This window comes from Pseudazoarcus sp. NS34 (genome assembly GCF_059703725.1).
Genome location: NZ_BAAKIZ010000002.1, coordinates 425,740 through 449,663, shown reverse-complemented (window position 1 = coordinate 449,663; position 23,924 = coordinate 425,740). Strand labels below are relative to the sequence as shown.

23 protein-coding genes are annotated in these 23,924 nt (G+C 64.3%); 14 read left to right on the top strand and 9 right to left on the bottom strand.

Annotation, left to right across the window (positions count from 1 at the left end; translation table 11 throughout):
- Positions 1-55: 55 nt before the first annotated feature.
- Both AC6H0N_RS08445 and AC6H0N_RS08440 read right to left on the bottom strand, forming a co-directional pair.
- Positions 56-187 carry a hypothetical protein gene (locus AC6H0N_RS08445; RefSeq protein ID WP_497573650.1) on the bottom strand — a complete coding sequence of 44 codons (132 nt, stop codon included), beginning with the start codon at positions 185-187 and terminating at the stop codon, positions 56-58.
- A gap of 258 nt (positions 188-445) precedes the next feature.
- The gene (locus tag AC6H0N_RS08440) at positions 446-649 is read right to left on the bottom strand and encodes a hypothetical protein (RefSeq protein ID WP_497573649.1); all 204 of its coding nucleotides are present in this window, start codon (positions 647-649) and stop codon (positions 446-448) included.
- A 706-nt stretch (positions 650-1,355) separates the two neighbouring features.
- Between AC6H0N_RS08440 and AC6H0N_RS08435 the strand changes: the two genes are divergently transcribed.
- The 4 genes from AC6H0N_RS08435 to AC6H0N_RS08420 are packed head-to-tail and all read left to right on the top strand — an operon-like array spanning position 1,356 to position 8,340.
- Positions 1,356-2,336, top strand: a complete 981-nt coding sequence (locus AC6H0N_RS08435; RefSeq protein WP_497573648.1) for a sensor histidine kinase — start codon at positions 1,356-1,358, stop codon at positions 2,334-2,336.
- Complete coding sequence (locus AC6H0N_RS08430; RefSeq protein WP_497573647.1) at positions 2,333-2,764, top strand: response regulator; 432 nt, start codon at positions 2,333-2,335, stop codon at positions 2,762-2,764. The genes AC6H0N_RS08435 and AC6H0N_RS08430 overlap by 4 nt, the downstream gene beginning before the upstream one ends.
- Positions 2,765-2,771: 7 nt before the next feature.
- Positions 2,772-6,593, top strand: coding sequence for an EAL domain-containing protein (locus tag AC6H0N_RS08425; protein WP_497573646.1), 3,822 nt, complete (start codon positions 2,772-2,774; stop codon positions 6,591-6,593).
- The gene (locus AC6H0N_RS08420) at positions 6,571-8,340 is read left to right on the top strand and encodes a gamma-glutamyltransferase family protein (RefSeq protein ID WP_497573645.1); all 1,770 of its coding nucleotides are present in this window, start codon (positions 6,571-6,573) and stop codon (positions 8,338-8,340) included. The genes AC6H0N_RS08425 and AC6H0N_RS08420 overlap by 23 nt, the downstream gene beginning before the upstream one ends.
- Here the strand turns inward: AC6H0N_RS08420 and AC6H0N_RS08415 are convergent.
- Positions 8,318-8,947 (bottom strand): YbhB/YbcL family Raf kinase inhibitor-like protein, encoded by a 630-nt coding sequence (locus AC6H0N_RS08415; RefSeq protein ID WP_497573644.1) that lies wholly within the window; start codon positions 8,945-8,947, stop codon positions 8,318-8,320. The genes AC6H0N_RS08420 and AC6H0N_RS08415 overlap by 23 nt on opposite strands.
- A gap of 18 nt (positions 8,948-8,965) precedes the next feature.
- A complete protein-coding gene (locus AC6H0N_RS08410) occupies positions 8,966-10,597 on the bottom strand; it encodes an electron transfer flavoprotein-ubiquinone oxidoreductase (RefSeq protein ID WP_497573984.1) in 1,632 nt (543 codons plus the stop codon).
- Between the two features lie 105 nt (positions 10,598-10,702).
- Between AC6H0N_RS08410 and AC6H0N_RS08405 the strand changes: the two genes are divergently transcribed.
- Together AC6H0N_RS08405 and AC6H0N_RS08400 are read left to right on the top strand one after the other, a co-directional pair.
- Complete coding sequence (locus AC6H0N_RS08405; RefSeq protein ID WP_497573643.1) at positions 10,703-12,676, top strand: acetoacetate--CoA ligase; 1,974 nt, start codon at positions 10,703-10,705, stop codon at positions 12,674-12,676.
- 1 nt (position 12,677) lies between these two features.
- Positions 12,678-13,235, top strand: a complete 558-nt coding sequence (locus AC6H0N_RS08400) for an isochorismatase family protein (protein ID WP_497573642.1) — start codon at positions 12,678-12,680, stop codon at positions 13,233-13,235.
- 49 nt (positions 13,236-13,284) lie between these two features.
- On the opposite strand, the gene AC6H0N_RS08395 is transcribed toward AC6H0N_RS08400, so the two are convergent.
- Positions 13,285-14,160 (bottom strand): hypothetical protein, encoded by an 876-nt coding sequence (locus tag AC6H0N_RS08395; RefSeq protein ID WP_497573641.1) that lies wholly within the window; start codon positions 14,158-14,160, stop codon positions 13,285-13,287.
- Positions 14,161-14,217: 57 nt separating this feature from the next.
- Between AC6H0N_RS08395 and pyrG the strand changes: the two genes are divergently transcribed.
- The 4 genes from pyrG to ftsB all read left to right on the top strand — a co-directional run bounded on the left by pyrG (position 14,218) and on the right by ftsB (position 18,436).
- Positions 14,218-15,855 carry a CTP synthase gene (gene pyrG, locus AC6H0N_RS08390; RefSeq protein ID WP_497573640.1) on the top strand — a complete coding sequence of 546 codons (1,638 nt, stop codon included), beginning with the start codon at positions 14,218-14,220 and terminating at the stop codon, positions 15,853-15,855.
- Positions 15,855-16,697, top strand: coding sequence for a 3-deoxy-8-phosphooctulonate synthase (gene kdsA / locus AC6H0N_RS08385; protein ID WP_497573639.1), 843 nt, complete (start codon positions 15,855-15,857; stop codon positions 16,695-16,697). The genes pyrG and kdsA overlap by 1 nt, the downstream gene beginning before the upstream one ends.
- Before the next feature lie 86 nt (positions 16,698-16,783).
- Entirely contained in the window at positions 16,784-18,073 is a 1,290-nt protein-coding gene (gene eno, locus AC6H0N_RS08380) for a phosphopyruvate hydratase (protein ID WP_497573638.1), read from the top strand.
- A gap of 87 nt (positions 18,074-18,160) precedes the next feature.
- Positions 18,161-18,436: a cell division protein FtsB gene (gene ftsB, locus AC6H0N_RS08375; RefSeq protein WP_497573983.1), complete on the top strand. Its 276-nt coding sequence runs from the start codon at positions 18,161-18,163 to the stop codon at positions 18,434-18,436.
- A gap of 12 nt (positions 18,437-18,448) precedes the next feature.
- Here the strand turns inward: ftsB and dtd are convergent, their stop codons facing one another.
- From dtd to AC6H0N_RS08355, 4 genes are all read right to left on the bottom strand, one after another.
- Positions 18,449-18,904 carry a D-aminoacyl-tRNA deacylase gene (gene dtd / locus AC6H0N_RS08370; protein WP_497573637.1) on the bottom strand — a complete coding sequence of 152 codons (456 nt, stop codon included), beginning with the start codon at positions 18,902-18,904 and terminating at the stop codon, positions 18,449-18,451.
- Positions 18,883-19,206, bottom strand: coding sequence for a hypothetical protein (locus tag AC6H0N_RS08365; RefSeq protein WP_497573636.1), 324 nt, complete (start codon positions 19,204-19,206; stop codon positions 18,883-18,885). Before AC6H0N_RS08365 ends, dtd begins: the two co-directional genes overlap by 22 nt.
- A gap of 16 nt (positions 19,207-19,222) precedes the next feature.
- Positions 19,223-19,912 (bottom strand): SIMPL domain-containing protein, encoded by a 690-nt coding sequence (locus AC6H0N_RS08360; protein WP_497573635.1) that lies wholly within the window; start codon positions 19,910-19,912, stop codon positions 19,223-19,225.
- A gap of 104 nt (positions 19,913-20,016) precedes the next feature.
- The gene (locus AC6H0N_RS08355) at positions 20,017-20,559 is read right to left on the bottom strand and encodes a gamma carbonic anhydrase family protein (protein ID WP_497573634.1); all 543 of its coding nucleotides are present in this window, start codon (positions 20,557-20,559) and stop codon (positions 20,017-20,019) included.
- Between the two features lie 145 nt (positions 20,560-20,704).
- Here AC6H0N_RS08355 and AC6H0N_RS08350 point away from each other — a divergent pair, with 145 nt between their 5' ends.
- From AC6H0N_RS08350 to AC6H0N_RS08335, 4 genes are all read left to right on the top strand, one after another.
- A complete protein-coding gene (locus AC6H0N_RS08350) occupies positions 20,705-21,553 on the top strand; it encodes a 23S rRNA (adenine(2030)-N(6))-methyltransferase RlmJ (RefSeq protein WP_497573633.1) in 849 nt (282 codons plus the stop codon).
- 14 nt (positions 21,554-21,567) lie between these two features.
- Complete coding sequence (locus AC6H0N_RS08345; RefSeq protein ID WP_497573982.1) at positions 21,568-21,903, top strand: nucleotide pyrophosphohydrolase; 336 nt, start codon at positions 21,568-21,570, stop codon at positions 21,901-21,903.
- A gap of 73 nt (positions 21,904-21,976) precedes the next feature.
- Complete coding sequence (locus tag AC6H0N_RS08340; protein ID WP_497573632.1) at positions 21,977-23,557, top strand: inorganic phosphate transporter; 1,581 nt, start codon at positions 21,977-21,979, stop codon at positions 23,555-23,557.
- A 36-nt stretch (positions 23,558-23,593) separates the two neighbouring features.
- Positions 23,594-23,923, top strand: coding sequence for a DUF3301 domain-containing protein (locus tag AC6H0N_RS08335; protein WP_497573631.1), 330 nt, complete (start codon positions 23,594-23,596; stop codon positions 23,921-23,923).
- Position 23,924: the final 1 nt, after the last annotated feature.

Here is a 23,924-nt window from a genome sequence, read left to right as displayed (position 1 = left end):
TGTAGAAATGAAAAGCCGGGGCGCATGGCCCCGGCTCGGTGCTACTTGGCGCGTGTTACTTGCGCTTGGGTTTCGGGTAGGTTTCTTTCACCGATTCCCGTTTGTTGCGCTCAGCTTGAGCCTTGGTGATGATCTCACCGGTAACTGCGCTGCGGTACAGAGTGCGCGTATCAGTGGCTTTTGCCATGATCGAGTTCCTTATAAGAGAGAACTTCGGTTGCGCAAGCGCTGTAGCCTCCGTACCATCAACTTTCCAGAGAAGAGGGTTGTGGAGGGCCGCAACTCTTTCCAGGCCCCGGGCGCCTCGTGCGCCCGGACCGCTTGCGTGAGCGCATTCTAGCCCCTTGAATGATTGTTTTGCAAAGTTTGCACTATCTGAAAAATCAAAGACTTGCTGTCATACGCAGTAGGTCATATGTGCTTCACATACCGTATGTAGTTGGCTTTACCAGTCCCACCGCTCAAACCCATCCGGGCCGACCAGCAGCTTCAGCGGCTGCACGTCCCATTCCTGCAGCACCCCCGCGCCGTTGTGCTCCTCTAAACCGCGCACCATCAGGCCGCCGACTCCGCCCATCACCTGCACCTCCGCCCGGTATAGCCGCATGATTCGATCGGGCTGCATCGTCCCGAACGGCTGCAGCTTCATGTCCATCCCCGACGAGTGCAGATCCCCCGCAACCCTCGGCAAATCATCCACCTTCCGCCCGCCCCGCCGCAGGGGTCGCACCCGCACAAACATCGCCGCTCCTTGGTAACTGTATAAAACAACAGTTATCCTTGCATGCGCGTCACTTCGTGGCAACATTTGCCCGATTTGCGGGGCGCCTTATGTGGGTAGATTTGTCGGTACATCTGACTTTCGAGGTCAATATGTCCCGGATTTAAAGGGTGTGTGTAGTACGCCCTCTCCGCCACGGATACAGAAGCGCGCCTGAGGCGCGTTTTTTTTTGCCGGCAGGCACTTCGCAGCTGCAAAGACTCCCCCCTTTTTCGACTCTGCGTGGCAATGCCGCGCATACGCTTGTGTGCGACGTCGAGCATCTGTCGAACACGGCGCACACTGGTGCCACGAAGGTACGTGTCGGCGGACGTGGCTGATCAAGGGCAGACTGTGCGTTGCTGCTGCAGGAAGTCTCCTTCCACTTCCGGCTGTCGGTGTGGTGCGCCGAAGCACGCACCAGGCGGATCTGCGACAATTTTCTGCGATCATGCGTGACCGGTAGCGCAGTTCGCGTTGAACGCCTGTTGCGGGCGCTTCGCCGATCCGTAGCATCAATGCTGGCAGCAAGACAGGGGAAGGGCCGCGCAGGCCATTCCGGACACGTGTTTGCAACAGCACGGGGGAGCATGGCTTGAGCGAGCAGCGCAGCAGAGCCGGCCGTGAGGCCGCGCGTATCGTCGCCGGGTATGCGGGTTTCAGCCTGCTCTGGCTCTTCGTGTCTGATCGGCTGATCGAGGGGCTTGCCGGCTCAGACGAGGCATTGCTGTCGCTGCTGCATTCCTGGAAGGGCGCCATCTATCTGTTGGTGGTGTCGGTCGTGCTGTACGTCATCATCCGCCGCATGCTCGAACGCCAGAGCACTTCCGAATCCGCGCTCGGCGCGCTCAACGTCGATCTCGAGAGCCGCGTCACTGAGCGAACCGCTCAGCTCGAGGCGGCCAATCGCGAACTCGAAGCGTTTTCCTACTCCGTCTCGCATGACCTCAAGGCGCCGCTGCGCGGGGTCGACGGCTACAGTCAGATCCTGCTGCTTGATTACTCCGACCGCGTCGACGATGAAGGCCGTTTGCTGCTCGGCAACATCCGCAATGGCGTGGCGCAGATGCACGCGCTGATCGAGGACATGCTGGCCTATTCGCGCATCGAGCGGCGCGCGCTGGAAGTCCGCGAAATCCCGCTTGATGGCATCGCCGCACAGTTGATCGAGCAGCGTGACGGTGACCCCGGAGTGCATTCGGTGATCATCTCGTGCGCCCTGGAAGGGGTGGTCGCGCGAGTCGACCGCGACGGTTTTGCGCTGGCGCTGCGCAACCTGCTTGAGAACGCGCTGAAGTTCAGTCGCGGCCAGGACGATCCACGCATCGACATTGGTGCCGAGGATCGCGGCGACCGCGTGCTGCTCTTCGTTCGTGACAATGGCATTGGATTCGACATGCAGTACCATGACCGCATATTTGACGTCTTCCAGCGCTTGCACCGCGCCGAGGATTATCCGGGTACCGGCGTCGGTCTGGCGCTGGTCAAGAAGGCGGTGAATCGCATGGGCGGCCGGGTATGGGCCGAAAGCGCGCCGGGTGAGGGCGCGACTTTTTTCATGGAGCTCCCGAAGTGACGACTGAATCGTTGCCACAGCCCATCCTGCTGGTCGAGGATAATCCGGTGGATCTCGACCTGACCCAGCGCGCCTTTGCACGCCGGCGTTTCGGCAATCCGGTGCAGGTCGCGCGAGACGGTGAAGAGGCGCTGGAATATATCGATCGCTGGGAAGCCGGTGATCCGCTGCCAGCCGTGATCCTGCTCGACATCAAACTGCCCAAGGTCAACGGGCTGGAAGTGCTGCGGCGGATCAAGTCGCACGAGCGTTTCCGCCTGATTCCCGTCGTCATGCTGACCTCATCGGGCGAGAGCGTCGATCTGCGCACCGCGTATGAGCTGGGCGCCAACTCCTACATCGTCAAGCCTGTGGATTTCGGCAAGTTTATGGAAGTCGCCGAGCAGATTGAACTGTTCTGGTGCGTACTCAACAAGGCACCGAGGTAGCCTGGTCATGCGCGTCCTCTACGTCGAGGATTCCCACAGTGACGCAGATCTGGCGCAGCGGATGTTCTCGCGCCACGCACCCGATGTATCCCTCAGCATTGCACCGACCCTGGCGCTCGCACGTCAGCGCATGGCAACCGATCCGCCTTTCGACGCGGTGCTGCTTGATCTTGATCTGCCCGACGGCATCGGTATCGATTTTCTCGCCGAGATCCGGGAGCGCGCCGATTCACCCGCCATCATCGTCCTGACCGGCTCCGGCGAGCAGGATGCGGCACTTGCCGCACTCAAGGCCGGCGCTGACGACTACGTCACCAAGCGGGACGACTACCTTGTCGATCTCCCCGCCGCGCTGCAGGCGGCCGTTGCGCGTCATCGCGAACACGCGGTGCGCCGCAGCCGTCGCATGCGCGTGCTGTACGCCGAACCCAATGCTTTCGATGTCGATCTGGCGCGTCGCCATTTCGCACGCCACGCCCCGCATATCCGGATTGAAACGGTTGCTGTCGCAGATGACGTTCTGTCGGCCGTCGCCTCACCTGACAAGTCCTATGACGCGGTCGTTCTCGACTATCGCTTGCCGGGCATCGACGGGCTGGAACTGGTTCGCATCCTGCGTGGGCAGCATTGCATGGAGCTGCCCATCGTCCTCATCACCGGCCATGGCAGCGGTGAAATCGCGGCCAAGGCCCTGCGCATGGGGGTGGATGACTACCTGCCCAAGCGGGATGGTTACCTTTACGAACTGATCGCAACGCTGGAAAAACTTCAAACCCAGGTCGAACTGCGCCGCGAGCGGGCCGAACTGGTGGCCAGCGAGCAGCGCTTCCGCAATCTGTTCGAGCACACCCCGGCGGTTGCCGTGCAGGTGTTCAACCGTGATTGCCGCCTGTTGTTCTGGAACCAGGCGAGTGAAGACCTTTACGGCTACAGCGCAGACGAGGTGATCGGACGCGACATCGCGGATCTGATCGTGCCGGAGGGCGAGCAGGAGCATTTCCGGTCAGCGGTGCGCGGCTGGGCCGACAAGGGCGAGCCGGTGCCGGCGGCGGAGCTGCGCCTGCGCACCCGCGACGGGCGCATGCTGCATGTCTTCTCCAGCCTGGTAATGCAGACCGGTGCGAGCGGTGAGAAGGAGGTGTATTGCATCGATATCGACGTCAGCGAGCGCGCGATCAAGCGCTTGCTGCAGCAGGCGCGCGGCAAGGTGCTCGACCGTATCGCGGCAGACGACGGACTTGAGGTCGTGCTGGGTTCCATCGTGCAGGAGGTCGAATTGCTGCTTGGCTTCACCAGCCGCGCCGATGTGCTGTTCATCGACGACGATGGCAGCGTGCTGGCCGATGTACGCCGCGAGGGCATGCAGCCGCTGGAACAATCACTGGCGGAGCGTTGTGCGGCCGCGGCCCGGGCGGCAAGTTTTGTGCTGCAGGATGACGAGCTCGGGCGTGAACAGATGTTTGGTGCGTCGCTGCGTGACGAGGCAGGCAAGATCATCGGCGCGTTGATCGTGCGTGGTCCTGCCGAAGGCGGCAACGAAGCCGATCGTGCTGACGTCCTCACCGAGTTCGCCAGTCTTGCCAGTCTGGCCGTGCAGAAACGCCGCATCGCCGATGCAGTGCGGCAGCGCGAGGCCTCACTTGAAATGGCGGCGCGGGCCACGCTGGAATTGCTGCGGGAAGACGATCTGGACCGGGCTCTGGAGTGTGTGCTGGAGCGCGTCGGGCGCCACATCGGCGGGGATTCGACCTATATCTTTCAGATCCACCCGCATCCCGAGACGGGTCGGCCGGCGGCCAGCATCCGCTGTCGCTGGGAAGCGGAAACGGTCATGCATCCCGTATCCGATGCTGATGTCACCAATGTCAGCGTCGAGGACATGCACCTTGAGCGCTGGCTCGAGCAACTGCAGCAGGGCGAGATTGTTGCCTGCGATATCGAGCAGCTGCCGGACGACGAAAAGCTCTTTTTCGAGGGCAAGTTCATCGCCAGCATCATGGTGCTCCCGTTGTTCTGCCGGGGTGCGCTGTGGGGCTGCATCGGCATCGAGACCGAACAGCACACCAAGAGCTGGAGCGCATCCGAGCAAAGCGTGCTGCGCATCCTTGCGGCCGGGGTTTCGGCTGCGCTCGAACGCAAGGTCGCGCTCGACAGCCTGCGCCGGGCAGCGGCCGTGTTTGAGAGTACGCGCGACGGCGTGGTCATCACCGACCTCGAAGGCAGCATCGTGGCGGTCAACCGCGCGTATTCGGCCATTACCGGCTACGACGAGGCTGAAGTGCTGGGCCGCAACACTTCGATCGTGCGGTCCGACCGGCATCCGTCGGGGTTCTATGCGGCCATGTGGGGAGCGCTGCAGGAGCATGGTTATTGGCAGGGGGAGGTCTGGAATCGTCGCAAGAGCGGCGAGACCTCGCCACACTGGGTGAGCCTGAGCACCGTGTCGGACGAGCATGGCCGCCCGGTCCAGTACGTTGGCGTGATGACCGACATCAGCCAGCTCAAGCACTCCGAGGCGGAGTTGCAGCGTCTGGCCCACTACGATCCGCTGACGGCCTTGCCTAACCGTGTGCTGGTCAATCTGCGGCTCGAGCACGCCATCGAGCACGCGCGCCGCAAGGGCCACGGCATTGCCGTACTGTTCATCGACCTGGATCGCTTCAAGGACGTCAACGACAGCTTCGGCCATCCCGTTGGCGACGAACTGCTGGTCATGATCGCTGCGAGGCTGCGTGCCCGCGTGCGCGGGGAAGACACTCTGGCGCGGGTCGGTGGCGACGAATTCCTGATGGTCATGGAGTCGATCAGCGCGCCCGAGGAGGCGGCCTTCGTGGCCCGCGCGTTGATCCGCCTGCTGGAGGATCCTTTCCTGTTGTCGGGCGGGCAGGAGGTTTATGTCGGGTTGAGCGTCGGCATCAGTTGTTTCCCGCAGGACGGCGAGAACACCACAGAGCTCATCCAGCACGCCGACGCCGCGCTCTACAGCGCCAAGGCAGAAGGCCGCAGCACCTACCGTTTCTTCACGGCGGAGCTCAGCGCCGCAGCACAGCAGCGCGTGGAACTGGAAACCCGCATGCGTCGCGCGCTCGATCGCGATGAGTTCACCTTGCACTACCAGCCACAGATCGATCTTGCCAGCGACCGCATCGTCGGATGCGAAGCCTTGCTGCGCTGGAACGATCCCGAACGCGGGCTGATTCCGCCGGCCGAATTCATTCCGGTGGCCGAAGAGAACGGCCTGATCGTGCCGCTCGGCGAGTGGGTGCTGCGCCACGCCTGCGAACAGGCGCGGCGTTGGGACGCCCTGGGCCTGCCGCCGCTGACGATGGCGGTCAATCTGTCCGGCCGCCAACTGTGGCAGACCGATCTGCCGGCGCGCATCGCCGCGATCATCCGCGAGTCGGGGTTGCCGGCGCATCGTCTGGAACTCGAACTGACCGAGAGCACGATCATGGGGCACGAAGTTCTCGCGGGCGAGCGGCTGCGCGCCTTGAAGGAGCTTGGCGTCACTCTGGCCATCGACGACTTCGGTACCGGATATTCGTCGCTGGCCTATCTCAAGCGTTTCCCGATCGATGTGCTCAAGATCGACCGGGAGTTCGTGCGTGACCTCCCGCACGATCCGGGCGATATGGAAATCGCAGCCGCGATCGTCGCGATGGCGCGCACGCTGCGCATGCGAGTGGTTGCCGAAGGGGTTGAAACGGGTGATCAGCTCGCCTTCCTGCGCACTCACGCCTGCGATTTGTGCCAAGGTTATTACTTCAGTCCGCCCGTCGAGGCAGACGTCTTCGCCGCACTGCTCTATGCCGACACTGCTGGTAGCTGAACGCCGTCTGCCACGTCTCTTTGTTGCCTTCCTGCTGTTTGTCGCGTGTGTCGTGCCGGCGCAGGCCGACCGCGCTGCGCCTGAGCCTGCGAGCGGCGTCGGTGTCGTTTCGCAGGCGCGCTCAACCCATGCCATGGTCGTCACCGCCAACGCGCACGCCACACGTGCGGCCGCGGCCGTGCTGCACGAGGGCGGCAGCGCGATCGACGCGGCGATTGCCGCCGCCATGGTGCTCAACGTAGTCGAGCCTCAATCGGCCGGCATTGGCGGCGGGGCATTCATGCTGCACTTCGATATGGCCCGGCGCGCGCTGGTTGCTTGGGACGGCCGTGAGACGGCGCCTGCGGCAGCCGACGCCGCCTTGTTCCTGCGTGACGGCAAAGCTATGCCCTTCTTCGAGGCCGTGGTGGGCGGCCGCGCAGTCGGTGCGCCGGGGCTGCTGCGCATGCTCGAAGCGGCGCACCGTGAAGGCGGGCGGTTGCCCTGGCCTCGATTGTTCGACGCTGCCATCACTCTCGCCGAGCAGGGCTTTGCCGTATCGCCGCGCCTGCATGCCTTGCTCGACGGCGACCGCTTTCTGCGTGCAGACCCGGCTGCCCGCGCGCTGTTCTATCTGCCGGATGGCGCCGCCGTACCGGTTGGGACAGCACTGCGCAATCCTGCGCTGGCGGCCGTGCTGAGGCGCGTGGCGGCAGAGGGCGCCGACGTGCTGTATCGGGGTGAACTTGCGCGTGACATCGTTGCCGCGGTGCGCCGTGAGCCTTCGCCGGGCGTGCTCACGGAGGCCGACTTGGCAACGTGGCAGCCGGTGCGGCGCACGGCCTTGTGTGGGGCGTATCGGGCCTACCGCGTGTGCGGCATGCCTCCGCCCAGTGCTGGCGGGGGCGCGGTGCTGGCACTGCTTGGGGCGCTGGAGCGTTTCGAGTTGTCCGCGCTCGATCCCGATTCAGCCTTCGTGACGCATCTGTTCGCCGAGGCCGGTCGTCTCGCCTATGCGGACCGCAATGCCTGGTACGGCGATCCGGCATCGATGATGGTGACCACCGAGGCGCTGCTCGACACCAGTTATCTGCGCCGCCGTGCCGACGGCATTGCGCTGTCGGACAGCATGGGCCGCGCCGAGGCCGGGCAGCCTGACCAGGTCCCGGCGCCGACGCCCCAGGCTCCGGAACGGCCCGCAACAACGCACATTTCCATAGTCGATGGCGAGGGCAACGCGGTGGCGCTGACCGCGTCGATCGAGAACGCCTTCGGCTCGCGCCGCATGGTGCACGGCATTCTGCTCAACAATCAGCTCACCGACTTCGCGTTTCAGCCCGAACGCGCCAATGGAGTGCCGCATCCCAATCGCGTTGTGCCGGGGCGTCGCCCGGTCAGTTCAATGGCGCCGACCATGGTGTTTGATGCGTCGGGGCGATTGCATGCGGTGCTGGGCTCGCCGGGCGGCAGCCGCATCATCAACTATGTGGCGTCAGCGCTGGTGGGGCTGATCGATTTCCACATGGCGCCCGACATGCTGCTGAGCCGCCCGCACGCTGGCAGCCGCAACGGGCCGACGGAAGTCGAGGACACGCCGGCCGGACGCGCGCTGGGCGAACGGCTGCGTGCCTTTGGTCATGCGCCGGAGGCCAGCCCGATGACCAGTGGACTCGCGATCATCGTGCGCGACGCAGATGGCTGGCTGGGTGCTGCCGATCCGCGCCGCGAGGGCCTTGCGATGGGCGTCAGCCGCGCACGGCCGGATTGAGCGAATAGGTGCCGGTGATCGACGCCTCGGCCAGCACGTGAGCGGCGATTGCAGCGCGCACGTCGGCGCCGGTGAAGCTGCCTTCGACCGCGCAACGCGGCACGTCCAGCGCGTACAGCGTGAACACGTAGCGGTGCACGATCTCGTCGTTCCACGGCGGGCAGGGGCCGTCATAGCCGTGGTACTGGCCGCCCATGTCCGCGTCGCCGGCAAACCAGTTGGTGTAGTCGTTGACGCCCTGGCGCGTGCCGTTGGGGCCGGCCGGGCCGCTCTTGCCGCCGGGCGTGACTTCGGACGAGAAGCTGCCGGCGGCGATCTCGCGCGCCTCGGCGGGCAGGTCGACCAGCAGCCAGTGGAAGAAATCCACGCGCGGCAGGCTTGCCGGTACCGTGCGGCCTTCCTGGTTCACGTCATCGCCGCGGCTGGGTACGTCCGGGTCGTGGCAGATCAGCGCGAAGGATTGCGTGCCGGCTGGTACGTCGCTCCACGCAAGATGTGGGTTGCGGTTGGCGCTGAGGCGAACGTGGCCTTCGGTAGCCGGGATGCAGAAAGCAAATTCGCCGGCAATGGCTGCGCCATCGGTGATGCTTTGGCTGGTCAGTTTCATGTTCTCTCCTTGTGACGGTCACATGCCCGAGTAGATCGGGCCTTCGCCGCCCTGGGGCGGCACCCATTCGATGTTCTGCGTCGGATCCTTGATGTCGCAGGTCTTGCAGTGCACGCAGTTCTGCGCGTTGATCTGCAGGCGCGGGCCGGCTTCCTCCTCGACGATTTCATACACGCTGGCCGGGCAATAGCGTTGTTCCGGCGCAGCGTAGCGTGCGAGGTTGAGTTCCACCGGCACAGTCTCGTCGTGCAGGCGCAGGTGGCAGGGCTGGTCCTCGGCGTGGTTGGTGTTCGAGAGGAACACCGAGGACAGCAGATCGAAGCTCACCTCGCCGTCTGGTGCCGGATAGTCGATGCTCGGACAGCCCGCGGCTTCGCGCAGCGCCGTGTGATCTGCGCGGTTGGCCAGCGTCCACGGGGCGCGCCCGCGCAGCACGAGCTGGTCGATGCCGAAGGCCAGCGCGCCGGTAATCAGGCCGTGCTTCATCAGCGGCTTGAAGTTGCGGGTGCGATGCAGTTCGGCGTGCAGCGGGCTGGCGCGGAAGGCTTGCGCGTAGGCGGCCAGTTCGTCGCCACTGCGCTCGGCGCCGACCGCATCGAAGGCCGCGTTGGCCGCCAGCATGCCGGACTCGATCGCAGCGTGAATGCCCTTGATGCGCGCGGCGTTGAGGTAGCCCGCGTCGTCGCCGATCAGCGCCCCGCCGGGAAACGTTGTCTTGGGCAGTGACTGCAGGCCGCCCGCCGCGATGGCCCGTGCGCCGTAGGCGATGCGCTTGCCGCCCTCGAAGAGCGGCCGCAACGCCGGGTGGGTCTTGAAACGCTGGAATTCGTGGAAGGGCGAGAGCCACGGATTGGCGTAGTCCAGCCCGACCACGAAGCCGGTCGCTACCAGGCCGCCGTCGAGGTGGTAGAGGAAGCCGCCGCCGTAGGTGTCGTTGGCCAGCGGCCAGCCGGCGGTGTGCGTTACGCGGCCGGGCCGACGCTGCTCCGGCCGGACCTCCCACAACTCCTTCAGCCCGATGCCGTAGGTTTGCGGATCGGCTCCGTCGCGTAGCCCGAAACGGGCTTCCAGCCGCTTGCCCAGATGTCCGCGACAGCCTTCGGCGAACAGCGTGTAGCGGGCCAGCAGTTCCATGCCGGGCGCGAAGCCCGGGCCCGGTGTTCCGTCGCGCGTGCGCCCCACGTCGCCGGTGACGACGCCGCGCACTACACCATCGTCGATCACCAGATCGGCGGCAGCGAAGCCGGGATAGATCTCGACGCCCAGCGCCTCGGCTTCATTCGCCAGCCATTTGACGAGGTGCCCCAGGCGCACGATGACATTGCCCTCGTTGCGAAAACACTGCGGCAGCAGCGCGTTCGGGACGCGTCTTGCGGTGTGCTCAGAGAGGAACAGGAATTCGTCTTCGGTGGCGGGCGTGAGCTTTGGCGCGCGTTCGCGCCAGCCCGGCAGCAGCGCATCGAGGCCGCGGGGATCCATTACCGCCCCGGAGAGCGTGTGGGCGCCTGGTTCGGGCGCTTTCTCGAGCACGCACACCGACAATGCGCGCCCGGCTTCTGCGCCACGCTGGGCCAAGCGGATTGCTGCGGCCAGCCCGGCCGGGCCGGCGCCAACGATCAGCACGTCGAATTCCATGCGTTCGCGTTCCATTGCCTCGTCCATGCTTGTCTGCCCCCGCAGTGTAATGCGCGTTCTGGTGGGTGTACAGCGTGCATCCCGCGGCGTAGCTTCGCGTCTGAAACCGGAAGGGAACGCATGCCAGAACACGCAGAGCCGATGTGGAAGCCCGGGCCGGAGCGCATCGCCGCCAGCGCCATGACGCGTTTTGCCGCTGAAGCCGCGGGCCGCCACGGCGTGATGCTGCGCGACTACGCCGAGTTGCATCGCTGGTCGGTCGCGCAGCGTGAGGACTTCTGGGCCGATGTGTGGGACTTCTGCGAAGTCGTCGGCGAGCGGGGCGAACGCATTTGTGACGCCGCGGATGCCATGCCCGGCGCGCGCTGGTTTCCGCAGGCGCGGCTCAACTTCGCGGAGAACCTGCTGCGTCGGCGGGACGGCACGGACGCCATTGTCTTCCGCGGCGAAGATCGCGTTGAGCGGCGGCTGAGCTTTGGCGAAGTGCACGAGCAAGTGGCGTGCTGCGCGGCGGCATTGCGAGCGGCTGGTGTCGGGCCGGGCGACCGCGTTGCGGCGTGGATGCCGAACATGCCCGAGACGGTGGTGCTGATGCTGGCTACGGCCAGCATTGGTGCCGTGTTCACGTCGGCTTCACCGGATTTCGGTGTGCAGGGTGTACTGGACCGTTTCGGCCAGACGGCCCCGAAGCTGCTGGTTGCGGCCGATGGCTACTTCTACAACCGCAAGCATATCGACACACTGGCGCGGCTGGCCGAGGTGGCGCAGGCCTTGCCGTCGGTCGAGCGTGTCGTGGTCGTCCCTTACGCCGGGCCGGCCGTGGCCCTGGGTGGCATCCGCGCGGCGCAATCCTGGCACGATTTCCTCGCGCCTCACGTGGAGGTGCACGACATCGCTTACGTGCGGCTGCCTTTCGATCATCCGCTCTACATCGTGTACTCGTCCGGCACGACCGGCGTACCCAAGTGCATCGTGCATGGCGCCGGCGGCGTGCTGCTGCAGCATCTGAAAGAACAGCGCCTGCACTGCGACCTGCGCGTTGGCGACCGCTTGTTCTATTTCACGACCTGCGGCTGGATGATGTGGAACTGGTTGGTCAGCGGACTGGCTTCGGGCGCGACGCTGCTGCTCTACGACGGCGCGCCCACGCTTGATGAGGGTGCCTTGCTGTTCGATTACGCCGAGGCGGAGCGCATGACGCACTTCGGCACTTCGGCAAGGTTTCTCGACGCCATCGCCAAGGCCGGATTGAAGCCGCGCCATACGCACGACCTGGGCGCACTGCGCATGCTGTTATCGACGGGTAGTCCGTTGGTGGCCGAGGGCTTCGACTACGTCTATCGCGACATCAAGTCGGAGTTGTGCCTGGCTTCGATCTCGGGCGGTACGGATATCGTGTCGTGCTTCGTATTGGGCAACCCGAACCTGCCGGTGTGGCGTGGCGAGATCCAGTGCGCCGGGCTGGGAATGGCGGTGGAGGTGTTTGATGCGGCGGGACGGCCGGTGACCGGCGAGAAGGGCGAACTGGTGTGCACGCGGCCGTTTCCGGCGATGCCGGTCGGGTTCTGGAACGATGCCGACGGCAGCCGCTATCGTCAGGCCTATTTCGAGCGCTTCCCCGGTGTGTGGTGTCACGGCGACTGGTGCGAACGCACGGTGCACGATGGTTTCGTCATCCACGGTCGGTCGGACGCGACGCTGAACCCCGGCGGAGTGCGTATCGGCACCGCCGAGATCTATCGCCAGGTTGAGAAACTCGACGAAGTGCTCGAATCGCTGGCGATCGGTCAGGACTGGCCGCCGGACAAGCCGACTGACCAGCGCGTAGTCCTGTTCCTGCGGCTGCGCGACGGGCTGGCACTCGACGACGCACTGATCGCGCGTATCCGCGAAGTCATCCGTGCGAACACCACGCCGCGCCATGTGCCCGCACGCATCGTGCAGGTGGCGGCGCTGCCGCGTACCCGCAGCGGCAAGCTGGTCGAGCTGGCGGTGCGCAAGCTCGTGCATGGCGAAGCCGTTGATAACCTCGAAGCGCTGGCCAACCCGGAAGCGCTTGCGCAGTTCCACGACCGTCCCGAGCTGAGGAGCTGACATGAACGCAGCCGGATTCCGCATGCGCCGGGCGCACTCCGCCCTGCTGGTGGTGGACGTGCAGCAGCGTCTTGCGCCGGCGATTGAGGACGGACGCGCGGTGGTAGCGCACTGTGTGTGGCTGATGCAGCTGGCCGAGCGGCTTGGCGTGCCGACGGTGGTGACCGAGCATTGCCCGGACAAGATCGGCGGCAGTGTCGAGGCGATTCTTGAGGCTTCAGCGAACGTGCAGGTGGTGGTCAAACGTCTGTTCTCGGCTGTGGCCGATGGCTGTCTCGTCGGATCGGCCGTGCATCAGCGCGATGACGTGATCGTTTGCGGTACCGAGGCGCACGTGTGTGTGCAGCAGACCGCGCTGGATCTCGCGCAGTCCGGCAAAAGAGTCTTTCTGGTTGCAGATGCGGTAGGCTCGCGTCGGTCGTTTGATCGGGAGGTGGCCATCGAGCGCATGCGCGCCCACGGCATCGACGTGGTCACGCGCGAAATGGTGGCTTTCGAGTGGCTGGAGAGTGGCGACGACCCGCTGTTCGGCGAGATCAACCGGGAGTTTCTGCGGTAGCTCGTGATGAGCGCAGCGAATTGCGACTGCCGTACGGCGTTCTGCGGACTCAGCGGAAACGCAGCCGCCGCAAGTGCAACATGCGCGCCAGCACCGCAATGGCGTAGCCCATCAGCAGATGCTTCAGGGTGTGGCCGCTGAGCATGCCACCTAGCAGCGTGAAGATTTCGTGATCGAAGCGGTCACACAACATGCCGAGTGCGAAGGCGACATACGCCGTCCAGTAGTCGCTGCGGCGGTTGTACTGCGAAGGCATGCGCATCAGCAACGGCGGCAGGGCGAAGGCGAAGGCGTAGAGCACGAAGTAGGGCCGCAGATCGCCGGCGCTGGCGAGGGCGCCGGTGTACCACCACAGCACGCTGGCCGGCCCGACGGCAATCCATGGCAGCAGTGCCAGCGCAGCAGACTTGCGCATCCAGCTGCGCTCGGCGATCAGCCAGGCAATGAGGCTGGTGAAAGCCAGGGCAATGGGCAAGCGGTCGAGCAGCAGACGGTCGTCGTTCGGCGCGAGGTGGTACCAGATCGAACCGCAGCCGATGGTGATCAGGGCAATGAAGAACAGCGTGGCGAAGGCACGCTCGAACGCTGAACCGAAGCAGGCTTGCGCGTCGCGGGCCTGCACCTGGAGCAGGCCGATCAACGCCGGGACCAGGATCGCCAGGTTGCTGACGACATCGGCAAAATTGGTGACGCCGAGCAGGGCGCGCGAATCGGCAAACGCGTGATAGGCAGGATCCTGTGCAAGCGGCGCGCTTAGGCGGTCTACGATGAGGATCGCTGCGAGATAGAGCGGCAGCAGCAACCACGGGGCGAGGCGTGCAAGCAAGGGCGTTGGCACGTGCGGCGATACTCCTTCGTCATGGCCTTGCAAGGTAGCAGTCGAACGGCTGGAGGGATAGCGCGCGGGCAGGTCTTGAGCGTGCATTCTTTCTCAGCCTCAGGCACATCGGTTATGATTCTGCTTTCCCGCAGCTCTGTTCCCATGACCAAATACGTATTCGTTACCGGTGGTGTCGTGTCCTCGCTTGGCAAGGGCATTTCCGCCGCTTCGCTCGGCGCGATCCTTGAGTCGCGCGGCATCCGCGTCACCCATCTCAAGCTCGACCCTTACATCAACGTCGATCCGGGCACCATGAGCCCGTTTCAGCACGGCGAGGTCTTCGTGACCGAAGACGGTGCCGAGACCGACCTTGATCTGGGTCACTACGAGCGCTTCACCAGCGCCAAGATGAGCAAGCGCAACAACTTCACGACCGGCCAGATCTACGAATCGGTGATCAAGAAGGAACGCCGCGGCGAGTATCTGGGCAAGACGGTGCAGGTCATCCCGCACATCACCGACGAGATCAAGCAGTACGTCAAGCGCGGCGCCGAGGGCGCCGACGTGGCTATCGTCGAGGTGGGCGGTACGGTCGGTGACATCGAGTCGCTGCCGTTTCTCGAAGCCATCCGCCAGATGGGTTTCGAGGAAGGGCGTAACCGCACCTGCTTCATCCACCTCACGCTGTTGCCCTACATCCCGACCGCGGGCGAGCTCAAGACCAAGCCGACGCAGCATTCGGTGAAGGAGCTGCGCGAGATCGGCATTCAGCCCGACATCCTGCTGTGCCGGGCGGATCGTTCGATCCCCGTCGACGAGCGGCGCAAGATCGCACTGTTCTGCAACGTCATGCCGGAAGCCGTCATCGAGTGTCTCGATGCCGACTCGATCTACAAGATCCCGAGCATGCTGCACGGCCAGATGCTCGACCAGATCGTGTGCCACAAGCTCGACATCCTGGCGCGTTCGGCCGATCTGTCCGTGTGGGAAAAGCTCGTTCATGCACTCGAAAACCCGAAGCAGAGCGTCGACATCGCCTTTGTCGGCAAGTACGTCGATCTGACCGAGTCCTACAAGTCGCTGATCGAGGCGCTCAACCACGCTGGCATGCACACCGAATCGAAAGTGAAAATTCACTACATCGACTCGGAAGACATCGAACGTCAGGGTTGCGGCGTGCTCAAGGACATGGATGCCATCCTCGTGCCGGGCGGCTTCGGCAAGCGCGGCACCGAAGGCAAGATCGCGGCGATCCGTTATGCGCGCGAGAACAAGGTGCCGTATCTGGGCATCTGTCTCGGCATGCAGCTGGCGGTCGTTGAGTTCGCCCGCAACGTGGCAGGCCTGGAAGGTGCGCACTCGACCGAGTTCGACGCCGCGTCGCCGGCTCCGGTGATCGGTCTGATCACCGAATGGGAAGATCGCAGCGGCAAGCGCGAGAAGCGCAGCGAGGATTCCGATCTGGGCGGCACCATGCGTCTGGGCGGTCAGCTCTGCCATCTTGCCGACGGCTCGCTGGCACGCGAGGTTTACGGTGCGCCCGAGATCATCGAGCGCCACCGTCACCGCTATGAGGTCAACAACACGCTGCTGCCGCAGCTCGAAGCCAAGGGTTTGCGCGTGGCCGGTCGTGCCGGCGGAACGGAACTGTGCGAAATGGTCGAACTGCCGGATCACCCGTGGTTCGTCGGTTGCCAGTTCCACCCGGAGTTCACGTCCAACCCGCGAACCGGACACCCGTTGTTCACGGCCTATCTGAAGGCCGCAATCGCCGCGAAAGCAGGCAAGGCAGGCAAGTGATGAAACTGTGCGGATTCGAGGTCGGTATCGACCGGCCGTTGTTCCTGATTTCCGGCCCGTGCGTGATCGAGTCGCGCCAGATGGCGCTCGAAACCGCCGCCGCGCTCAAGGAAATCACCGACGAGCTGGGTATTCCCTTCATCTACAAGTCGTCCTACGACAAGGCCAACCGCAGCTCGGGCAGCTCGTTCCGCGGCCTGGGCATGCAGCAGGGGCTGGATATCCTGGTCGAGGTGCGCGAGACGCTGGGAATTCCGGTGTTGACCGACGTACATACCGTTGAAGAGGTGCCGGCCGTGGCCGCAGCCGTCGACGTGCTGCAGACGCCGGCTTTCCTGTGCCGCCAGACCGATTTCATCCGCGCGGTTGCTACCTGCGGCAAGCCGGTGAACATCAAGAAGGGCCAGTTCCTCGCGCCGGGCGACATGAAGAACGTTGTGGACAAGGCGCGTGAAGCCAGCGGCGGTGCCGACAACATCATGGTGTGCGAGCGTGGCGTGTCCTTTGGCTACAACAACCTCGTGACCGACATGCGCGGCCTGGCGATCATGCGCGAGACCGGTTGCCCGGTGGTGTTCGACGCGACGCATTCAGTGCAATTGCCGGGCGGGCAGGGCACCAGTTCGGGTGGCCAGCGCGAGTTCGTGCCGGTGCTGGCACGTGCGGCGGTTGCGGTCGGTGTCGCCGGGCTGTTCATGGAATCGCATCCGAACCCGGAAAAAGCTCTGTCCGATGGCCCCAATGCGTGGCCGATGGGGCAAATGAAGGCGCTGCTGTCGCAGCTCGTCGAGATCGATGCGCTGGTCAAGAAGCATGGCTTTGTTGATGCGGTCGGCGCCTGAGGCCTGACACGCGGGCGTCACGCCTGGCTGCGATCATCGCGCCGCGACGCCCAACCCAAGAATCGAAACTGTCTGAGGAAAACTGAATGAGTGCAATCATCGACGTCATCGCCCGCGAGATCCTCGATTCGCGCGGCAATCCCACGGTCGAAGCCGACGTGCTGCTCGAATCGGGCGTGATGGGCCGTGCAGCCGTGCCGTCCGGCGCGTCCACCGGTTCGCGCGAGGCCATCGAACTGCGTGACGGCGACGCCGCGCGCTATCTCGGCAAGGGCGTGCTGCGCGCTGTCGAGAACGTGAACACCGAAATTTCCGAAGCGCTGATCGGACTCGACGCCGAAGAGCAGACCTTCATCGACCGCACCCTGATCGAACTCGACGGCACCGACAACAAGTCGCGCCTGGGCGCCAACGCCACGCTGGCCGTGTCGATGGCCGTGGCCAAGGCTGCCGCTGAGGAAGCCGGTCTGCCGCTGTTCCGCTACTTCGGCGGTTCGGGCCCGATGTCCATGCCGGTGCCGATGATGAACGTCATCAACGGTGGCGAACACGCCAACAACAGCCTGGACATCCAGGAATGCATGATCATGCCGGTGAGCATGGGCAGCTTCCGCGAGGCCCTGCGTTGCGGCGCCGAGATCTTCCATCACCTCAAGAAGATCACCGACAAGAAGGGCTACCCGACCACGGTCGGTGATGAAGGCGGTTTCGCCCCCAACGTGTCGGGCACCGAGGAAGCGCTGAACCTGATCCAGGAAGCCATCGTGGCCGCTGGCTACGAGCCGGGCAAGGACGTGTTGCTGGCGCTGGACTGCGCCGCCTCCGAGTTCTACAAGGACGGCAAGTACGTGCTGGCCGGCGAAGGCAAGACGCTCGACGCTGCCGGCTTCACCGACTATCTGGAAGACCTGTGCAATCGTTTCCCGATCGTGTCGATCGAGGACGGCATGGCCGAGAACGACTGGGCCGGCTGGAAAACGCTGACCGAGCGTCTGGGCAAGAACGTGCAGCTCGTGGGTGACGACCTGTTCGTGACCAACACCGCCATCCTGTCGCAGGGCATCGAGCAGGGCATCGCCAACTCGATCCTGATCAAGATCAACCAGATCGGCACGTTGACCGAAACCTTCGCCGCGGTCGAAATGGCCAAGCGCGCGGGCTATACCGCCGTGATCTCGCATCGCTCGGGGGAAACCGAAGACTCGACCATTGCGGACATCGCCGTGGGCCTGTCGGCCATGCAGATCAAGACCGGTTCGCTGAGCCGTTCGGATCGCATCTCGAAGTACAACCAGCTGCTGCGCATCGAGGAAGATCTCGGTGATCTGGTCGAGTACCCGGGTCGCAATGCCTTCTACAACCTGCGTTTGCGCTAACCGGATCCGCCGTCTGAAAACGGCGGTTTGACACGACACGGCCGGCATCCTGTGATGCCGGCCTTTGCACAGGCGGACTTCCCGACGATGCGCTGGCCGCTGATTCTTCTTGCTGCACTGGCTGTGGCGCTGCAGTACCCGTTGTGGGTCGGCAAGGGCGGCTGGTTTCGCGCCTGGGAGGTCGACGCCCGGCTTGCCGAGCAGCGCGAGGTCAATCGCAAGCTGGAGCAGCGCAATGCTGCGCTGGCGGCGGAAGTGGAAGACCTGAAGTCGGGTAACGAGGCCATCGAGGAGCGCGCGCGCTTCGATCTCGGGCTGACCCGCAAGGAAGAAATCTTCGTGCAGGTGCCGGCGCCGCGCTGAGGGTACGTCGGTTCAGGCCTCAAGCCGGAATGTGACCGGCCCTTCATTCACCAGTGATACCGACATGTCGGCGCCGAAGCGGCCAGTGGCGACATCTCCGTGGCGTGTTTGCGCGAACTCCACGAGCTGATCGAACAGCGCCTGTGCGCGTGCCGGTTCGGCTGCGCTGGAAAAACTCGGTCGGCTGCCTTTGCGAGTGTCGGCTGCGAGCGTGAATTGCGGCACCAGCAGCAAGCTGCCGCCGCTGTCCTGCAGCGAACGGTTCATGCGGCCGTTTTCGTCCGAAAAAATGCGGTAGCTGATCAGACGTTCGATCAGGCGTTCGGCGTTGGCGGATGAATCGTCGCGTTCAACGCCGATCAGCGCGAGCAGGCCGTGGCCGATGCGGCCGACCACCTGGCCAGCCACCGTTACCTCAGCGCGCGAGACGCGCTGGACCAGCCCGATCACGCCGGGGCGGCGACGCAAGTATGCGCCTGTTCGCTGCCCGGTAGTTCGAGCACAGCGGCCGACTTGCCGGCCTGCAGAATGCGTTGGCCATCACTCCAGATCCGCCCGGGCTTGACTTCGGCCAGCGAGAACACGCCGCTGCCGTGACGCAGGCGCACGTGATCGGCCAGGAACTCGACGACAAAACGGTCACCGCTGTCGCACACGAATCCGCGTGTCTCGGCCTTGCCGCTGGTCCATGCCGTGCCGGCAACCAGGGCGCCAGCTGCGAGAACCAGCGTGATTACGGATGCACGCAGGCGGGAAGGGGAAAGTTTCATCTGGCGTTCCGGGGGTTCAGTCGATCAGTTCAATGGTGCCGCTGACGGTAACCGTGATTTCGCTCTGTCCACCCTGCAGCGGCGCCGAGGAATCTTCGGCCTTCATGGCGCTGGCGCGCATCATCGGATAGATGGGCATCGAGCCGCCGTGCTGCACCGACAGGTGGCGGATGCGGTAGTGCTTGCCGAGCGCGTTGGCGAGCACTTCGGCGCGCGCCTCGAAAGCGCGGATGGCGTCGACGGCAGCCACGTTGGCGGCTTTGGCGCGTGTATCCGGCGCCGGCTGCATGTTCACGTTGGAGATCATCAGGTTCTTCTGCAGCTCGGCGATCAGCGAGGAAAGCGCGGAGATGTCACGGCTCTCCAACTCGATGCTCGAGCGCATGCGCCAGCCCTCAACACGCTGACCGTCCTTTGAGTGCATGGGGTAAGTGTGGCTGCCCGCCGTCGACGTCATCACCGAAGTGAAGGGACGCGCGGTCTGGAGTGCGTCGGCGATTGCGCGATTGACCTTCGATGCCAGCGCCGAGGCGTCCGTATCCTGGGCTTCGAAGAACAGCTGGGCGCGGCCAAGATCGTTTTCGGCCTTGCTGCCGGCTTCGGCCGACAGGTCGATGGTCGTGGGTTCCGGCGGCTTGGCGAAGACCGGTGCGGAGAGTGCGATAAGAGCCGCAGCAAACAGCGAGGAAATGACGTTACGGTTCATTGGTAACTCCGCATAAGGTCTGAATGGAGCCGGAGTGTAGCGCGCGTTTCGCGCACGGCAAGAACCCGGCTGTAATGCGATGTAAGCCCTGTTACAAAGCGGGCTTACATCGATTGCGCCGTATCACCGATTCGCTTGAGCCCTTCGGAATAGAGCCGCACGTTTTCGACGTAGTGGTCGGCATTGTGTTCGATGCGCGCGAGTTCCTCGTCGGTGACTTCGCGGATGATGCGGCCCGGCGATCCGACGACCAGAGAGCGGTCCGGAATCACCTTGCCCTCGGGGATCAGCGCGTTGGCGCCGATGATGCAGCCTTTGCCGATCACCGCATTGTTGAGGATCACCGCGTTGATGCCGATCAGCGTGGAATCGCCGATCGTACAGCCATGCAGCATCACCTTGTGGCCCAGCGAGACGCGCCGGCCGATCGTCAGCGGCACACCGAAGTCGCAGTGCAGGATCGAGCCGTCCTGAATGTTCGTGTCGTCGCCGATGGTGATGATGTCGTTGTCGCTGCGTACCACCACGTTGTACCAGAAGCTCACGTTGCGGCCCGCTCGGACTCGACCGATGACGGTGGCGTTGTCTGCCATCCAGCAGCCTTCGCCGAATTGGGGCGCCTTGTCGTCGAGTGCGTAGATGGACATTGCCTTACTCCCTGTCGTACCCCGCGCGTCGTGTCGCAGGTCAATTTTTGTGCAGGGCGCAATGATAACAAGCGCACCGTCCCTTGTGGCGCGGGGACTTCGTGCCGGTGGTAGCATTGGAACCCTTTTCCCGCAGCAGTCAGACATGCTCAGCTACCGTCACGCCTTTCACGCCGGCAATCACGCCGACGTGCTCAAACACTTCGTGTTGATCGAGGTGTTGCGCTATTTTTCGCGCAAGGACAAGCCTTGGTGGTACATCGACACGCATGCCGGCGCGGGTTGCTATGCGCTGACCGGTGAGCATGCCGAGAAGACGGGCGAACATCGACTGGGCATCGGACGCCTGGCGGAGCGCGATGACGTGCCGGAGGCATTCGCGCCCTTTCTTGCTGCGGTGCGGCAGTTCAATCCGCATGGCAGCCTCAATTTCTATCCCGGCTCGCCGGCGCTGGCCATGACGGAACTGCGTGATCAGGACCGCATGCGCCTGTTCGAGCTGCATCCGACCGATGCCGAATTGCTGGCGCAGACCTTTGCGCGCGACGGCGATCGCGTGGTCGTGCGCAAGGCCGACGGCCTGGCTTGCCTGCGCGGCCTGCTGCCGCCGCCGACGCGGCGCGCGGTGGTGCTGGTCGACCCGTCCTACGAGGTCAAGCAGGACTACAAGCAGGTAGTGCAGGTGCTCGGCGACGCGATGCGGCGCTTCGCGGAAGGCACCTATCTCCTGTGGTATCCGCTGTTGGCGCGCCCCGAAGCACGGGCGCTGCCCGACGCGCTGCGCAGTCTCGGCGCCGAGAGCTGGCTGGATGTGCGCATGGCGGTGCGCTCGCCCGGCAAGGCCGGGCTTGGCGGCATGTTCGGCAGTGGCATGTTCATCATCAATCCGCCGTGGGTTCTGCCGGAGTTGCTGGAGGGCAGCATGCCCTGGCTGGTGAAGGCGCTCGCCGAGGACGAGGGTGCCGGCTTTGACGTGGAGCATCACATTCCGTGAGCGATGACAGCCTGATGCAGTTGCGCGACGTGCTGCGCACCTTCGCTGCCGAACGCGACTGGCAGCAGTTCCACACGCCCAAGAATCTGGCCATGGCCATGAGCGGCGAAGTCGGCGAGTTGCTGGAGCATTTTCAGTGGCTGACCCCCGAGCAATCGGCCGCGCTCAGTGCGCAGCAGCGCGAGGAGGTCGCGCTCGAAATGGCCGATGTGCTGATGTATCTGGTGCGGCTGGCCGACGTGCTCGACGTCGATCTGGCCCAGGCGGCCGCGCGCAAGCTGGCGATCAACGCCGAACGTTATCCGGTCGAGCGTGCCCGGGGCACGGCCACCAAGTACAACCGCCTCTGAATCCACTCGCTGCGTTTTCATTGCCGAATTATTTCTGCAACAATGCGGCCTTTCGCAAACGGGCAGACCACGCGTGGAACTCAAGCACATCGACGAGCTGGAAAAGGCGACGAAGAAAGGCCGTGTAGAGCTTTTCCGGATCGGCATCGCGATGCTGTTCATGGTCGGCGTAATGCTCTTCGCGATGATGCGCGGCGACGTCGGCAGCAGCATGTTCGTGGTCGTGGCGGCCATGATCGGCGGCTACATGGCGATGAACATCGGCGCCAACGATGTAGCCAACAACGTCGGTCCGGCGGTTGGTTCCAAGGCGCTGACGCTGGGCGGGGCGCTGGCCATTGCGGCCATTTTCGAGGCTGGGGGAGCGATCATTGCCGGTGGTGAAGTGGTCGGTACCATCCGCAACGGCATCATCGACCCGAGCCAGATCGCCAACGCCGACACCTTTCTGTGGGTCATGATGGCCGCGCTGCTGGCCGCCGCCATCTGGCTCAACATCGCCACCGTGCTCGGTGCGCCGGTATCGACCACACATTCCATCGTCGGTGCAGTGCTGGGCGCCGGCATCGCCTCCAGTGGCATGGATATCGCCAACTGGAATACGGTCGCGCAGATCGTCGCCAGCTGGGTCGTTTCGCCGCTGATGGGCGGCTTCATTGCGGCCGGCTTTCTGTATCTGGTCAAGCGCTCGATCACCTACAAATCCGACCTCGTGACGGCGGCCCGCAACATGGTGCCGTGGCTGATCGCGGCAATGGCCTTTGCCTTCGGTTCCTATCTGATGGAGAAGGGCTTCTCCAAACTCATCAAGGTCAGCTTCACGACCTCGCTGCTTATTGGCGCCGTTCTCGCCGTGCTGGTGTTCTTCCTCGTGCGCGCACGTGTCACGGCACGCATGGCCGACATCGACAACTCCAAGGACGGCGTAAATCGGCTGTTCACGGTGCCGCTGATCTGTGCGGCGGCGCTGCTGTCGTTCGCGCATGGCTCCAACGACGTCGCCAACGCCGTGGGGCCGCTCGCCGCGATTGTCGAAGTCGTGTCCACTGGTGCATCAGAGATCGCAACCAGCGCGCCGATTCCGCTGTGGGTCATGGTGGTCGGCGGCATCGGCCTGTCGATCGGCCTGTGGCTGTTCGGGCCCAAGGTGATCCGCACCGTCGGGTCGGAAATTACCGAACTCGACCAGATGCGGGCCTACTGCATCGCCATGGCGGCGACCATCACCGTCATCATCGCCAGCCAACTCGGCATCCCGGTATCGACCACGCACATTGCGGTGGGTGGCGTGTTTGGCGTCGGCTTCCTGCGCGAGTACCTCAAGAGCAACTACGCGCGCATGGTCGACGAGATCAAGCAGCACCACCCGGAAGGAGATCAGGAAGCCATCGAAGCCTTTTTGCGCCGCTTCGATGTCGCTTCGATCGAGGAGAAGGGCGCGATGCTGCGCGAGCTGAAAAAGGCGCAGAAGAAGCGCGTCGATCCGGCCAACTTCTCGAAAACCGAGCGCAAGGGTCTGCGCAAGGTCTACCGCCACGAGTTGGTCAAGCGTTCGCAGATCGTGCGCATCGTCTCGGCCTGGGTCATCACGGTGCCGGCGTCCGGTCTGATGGCCGCAATCCTGTTCTTCACGATCCGCGGTATGCTGCTCTGAGGCCCGCTCCGCGGGCGCTTGCCCGTGGATGCCAGGATGTTCTTCGAAACCGTTTCCCTGCTTGTGCTGTGTCTGGTCGCCTGGTTCTGGCTGGACAGCGTGAAGGTGCGTGAGCTTGGCATCGCGGCAGCGCGCCGGGCCTGCGAACGCGACGGCTTGCAGTTGCTCGACGACACGGTTTCGGTCAGCTCGCTGCGCCCGGTGCGCAATGAAAATGGCCACATCACGCTGCGCCGTGTGTATGACTTCGAGTATTCCGGTTCGGGTGATGACCGCCAGCGCGGCAGCGTCGTATTGCTGGGACGTGACGTCGTGTTGGTCGACGTCGGCGCACAGAAACGTACGCTGCACGTCGTCATCAACTGAG

Bases quoted from the DNA above. Each gene is read 5' to 3' on its own strand.
- AC6H0N_RS08445 (WP_497573650.1), bottom strand. From the start codon at position 187: ATGGCAAAAGCCACTGATACGCGCACTCTGTACCGCAGCGCAGTTACC.
- AC6H0N_RS08440 (WP_497573649.1), bottom strand. From the start codon at position 649: ATGAAGCTGCAGCCGTTCGGGACGATGCAGCCCGATCGAATCATGCGG.
- AC6H0N_RS08425 (WP_497573646.1), top strand. From the start codon at position 2,772: ATGCGCGTCCTCTACGTCGAGGATTCCCACAGTGACGCAGATCTGGCG.
- AC6H0N_RS08420 (WP_497573645.1), top strand. From the start codon at position 6,571: ATGCCGACACTGCTGGTAGCTGAACGCCGTCTGCCACGTCTCTTTGTT.
- AC6H0N_RS08415 (WP_497573644.1), bottom strand. From the start codon at position 8,947: ATGAAACTGACCAGCCAAAGCATCACCGATGGCGCAGCCATTGCCGGC.
- AC6H0N_RS08410 (WP_497573984.1), bottom strand. From the start codon at position 10,597: ATGGAACGCGAACGCATGGAATTCGACGTGCTGATCGTTGGCGCCGGC.
- AC6H0N_RS08405 (WP_497573643.1), top strand. From the start codon at position 10,703: ATGCCAGAACACGCAGAGCCGATGTGGAAGCCCGGGCCGGAGCGCATC.
- AC6H0N_RS08400 (WP_497573642.1), top strand. From the start codon at position 12,678: ATGAACGCAGCCGGATTCCGCATGCGCCGGGCGCACTCCGCCCTGCTG.
- AC6H0N_RS08395 (WP_497573641.1), bottom strand. From the start codon at position 14,160: ATGCACGCTCAAGACCTGCCCGCGCGCTATCCCTCCAGCCGTTCGACT.
- pyrG (WP_497573640.1), top strand. From the start codon at position 14,218: ATGACCAAATACGTATTCGTTACCGGTGGTGTCGTGTCCTCGCTTGGC.
- kdsA (WP_497573639.1), top strand. From the start codon at position 15,855: ATGAAACTGTGCGGATTCGAGGTCGGTATCGACCGGCCGTTGTTCCTG.
- eno (WP_497573638.1), top strand. From the start codon at position 16,784: ATGAGTGCAATCATCGACGTCATCGCCCGCGAGATCCTCGATTCGCGC.
- ftsB (WP_497573983.1), top strand. From the start codon at position 18,161: ATGCGCTGGCCGCTGATTCTTCTTGCTGCACTGGCTGTGGCGCTGCAG.
- AC6H0N_RS08365 (WP_497573636.1), bottom strand. From the start codon at position 19,206: ATGAAACTTTCCCCTTCCCGCCTGCGTGCATCCGTAATCACGCTGGTT.
- AC6H0N_RS08360 (WP_497573635.1), bottom strand. From the start codon at position 19,912: ATGAACCGTAACGTCATTTCCTCGCTGTTTGCTGCGGCTCTTATCGCA.
- AC6H0N_RS08355 (WP_497573634.1), bottom strand. From the start codon at position 20,559: ATGTCCATCTACGCACTCGACGACAAGGCGCCCCAATTCGGCGAAGGC.
- AC6H0N_RS08350 (WP_497573633.1), top strand. From the start codon at position 20,705: ATGCTCAGCTACCGTCACGCCTTTCACGCCGGCAATCACGCCGACGTG.
- AC6H0N_RS08345 (WP_497573982.1), top strand. From the start codon at position 21,568: ATGCAGTTGCGCGACGTGCTGCGCACCTTCGCTGCCGAACGCGACTGG.
- AC6H0N_RS08335 (WP_497573631.1), top strand. From the start codon at position 23,594: ATGTTCTTCGAAACCGTTTCCCTGCTTGTGCTGTGTCTGGTCGCCTGG.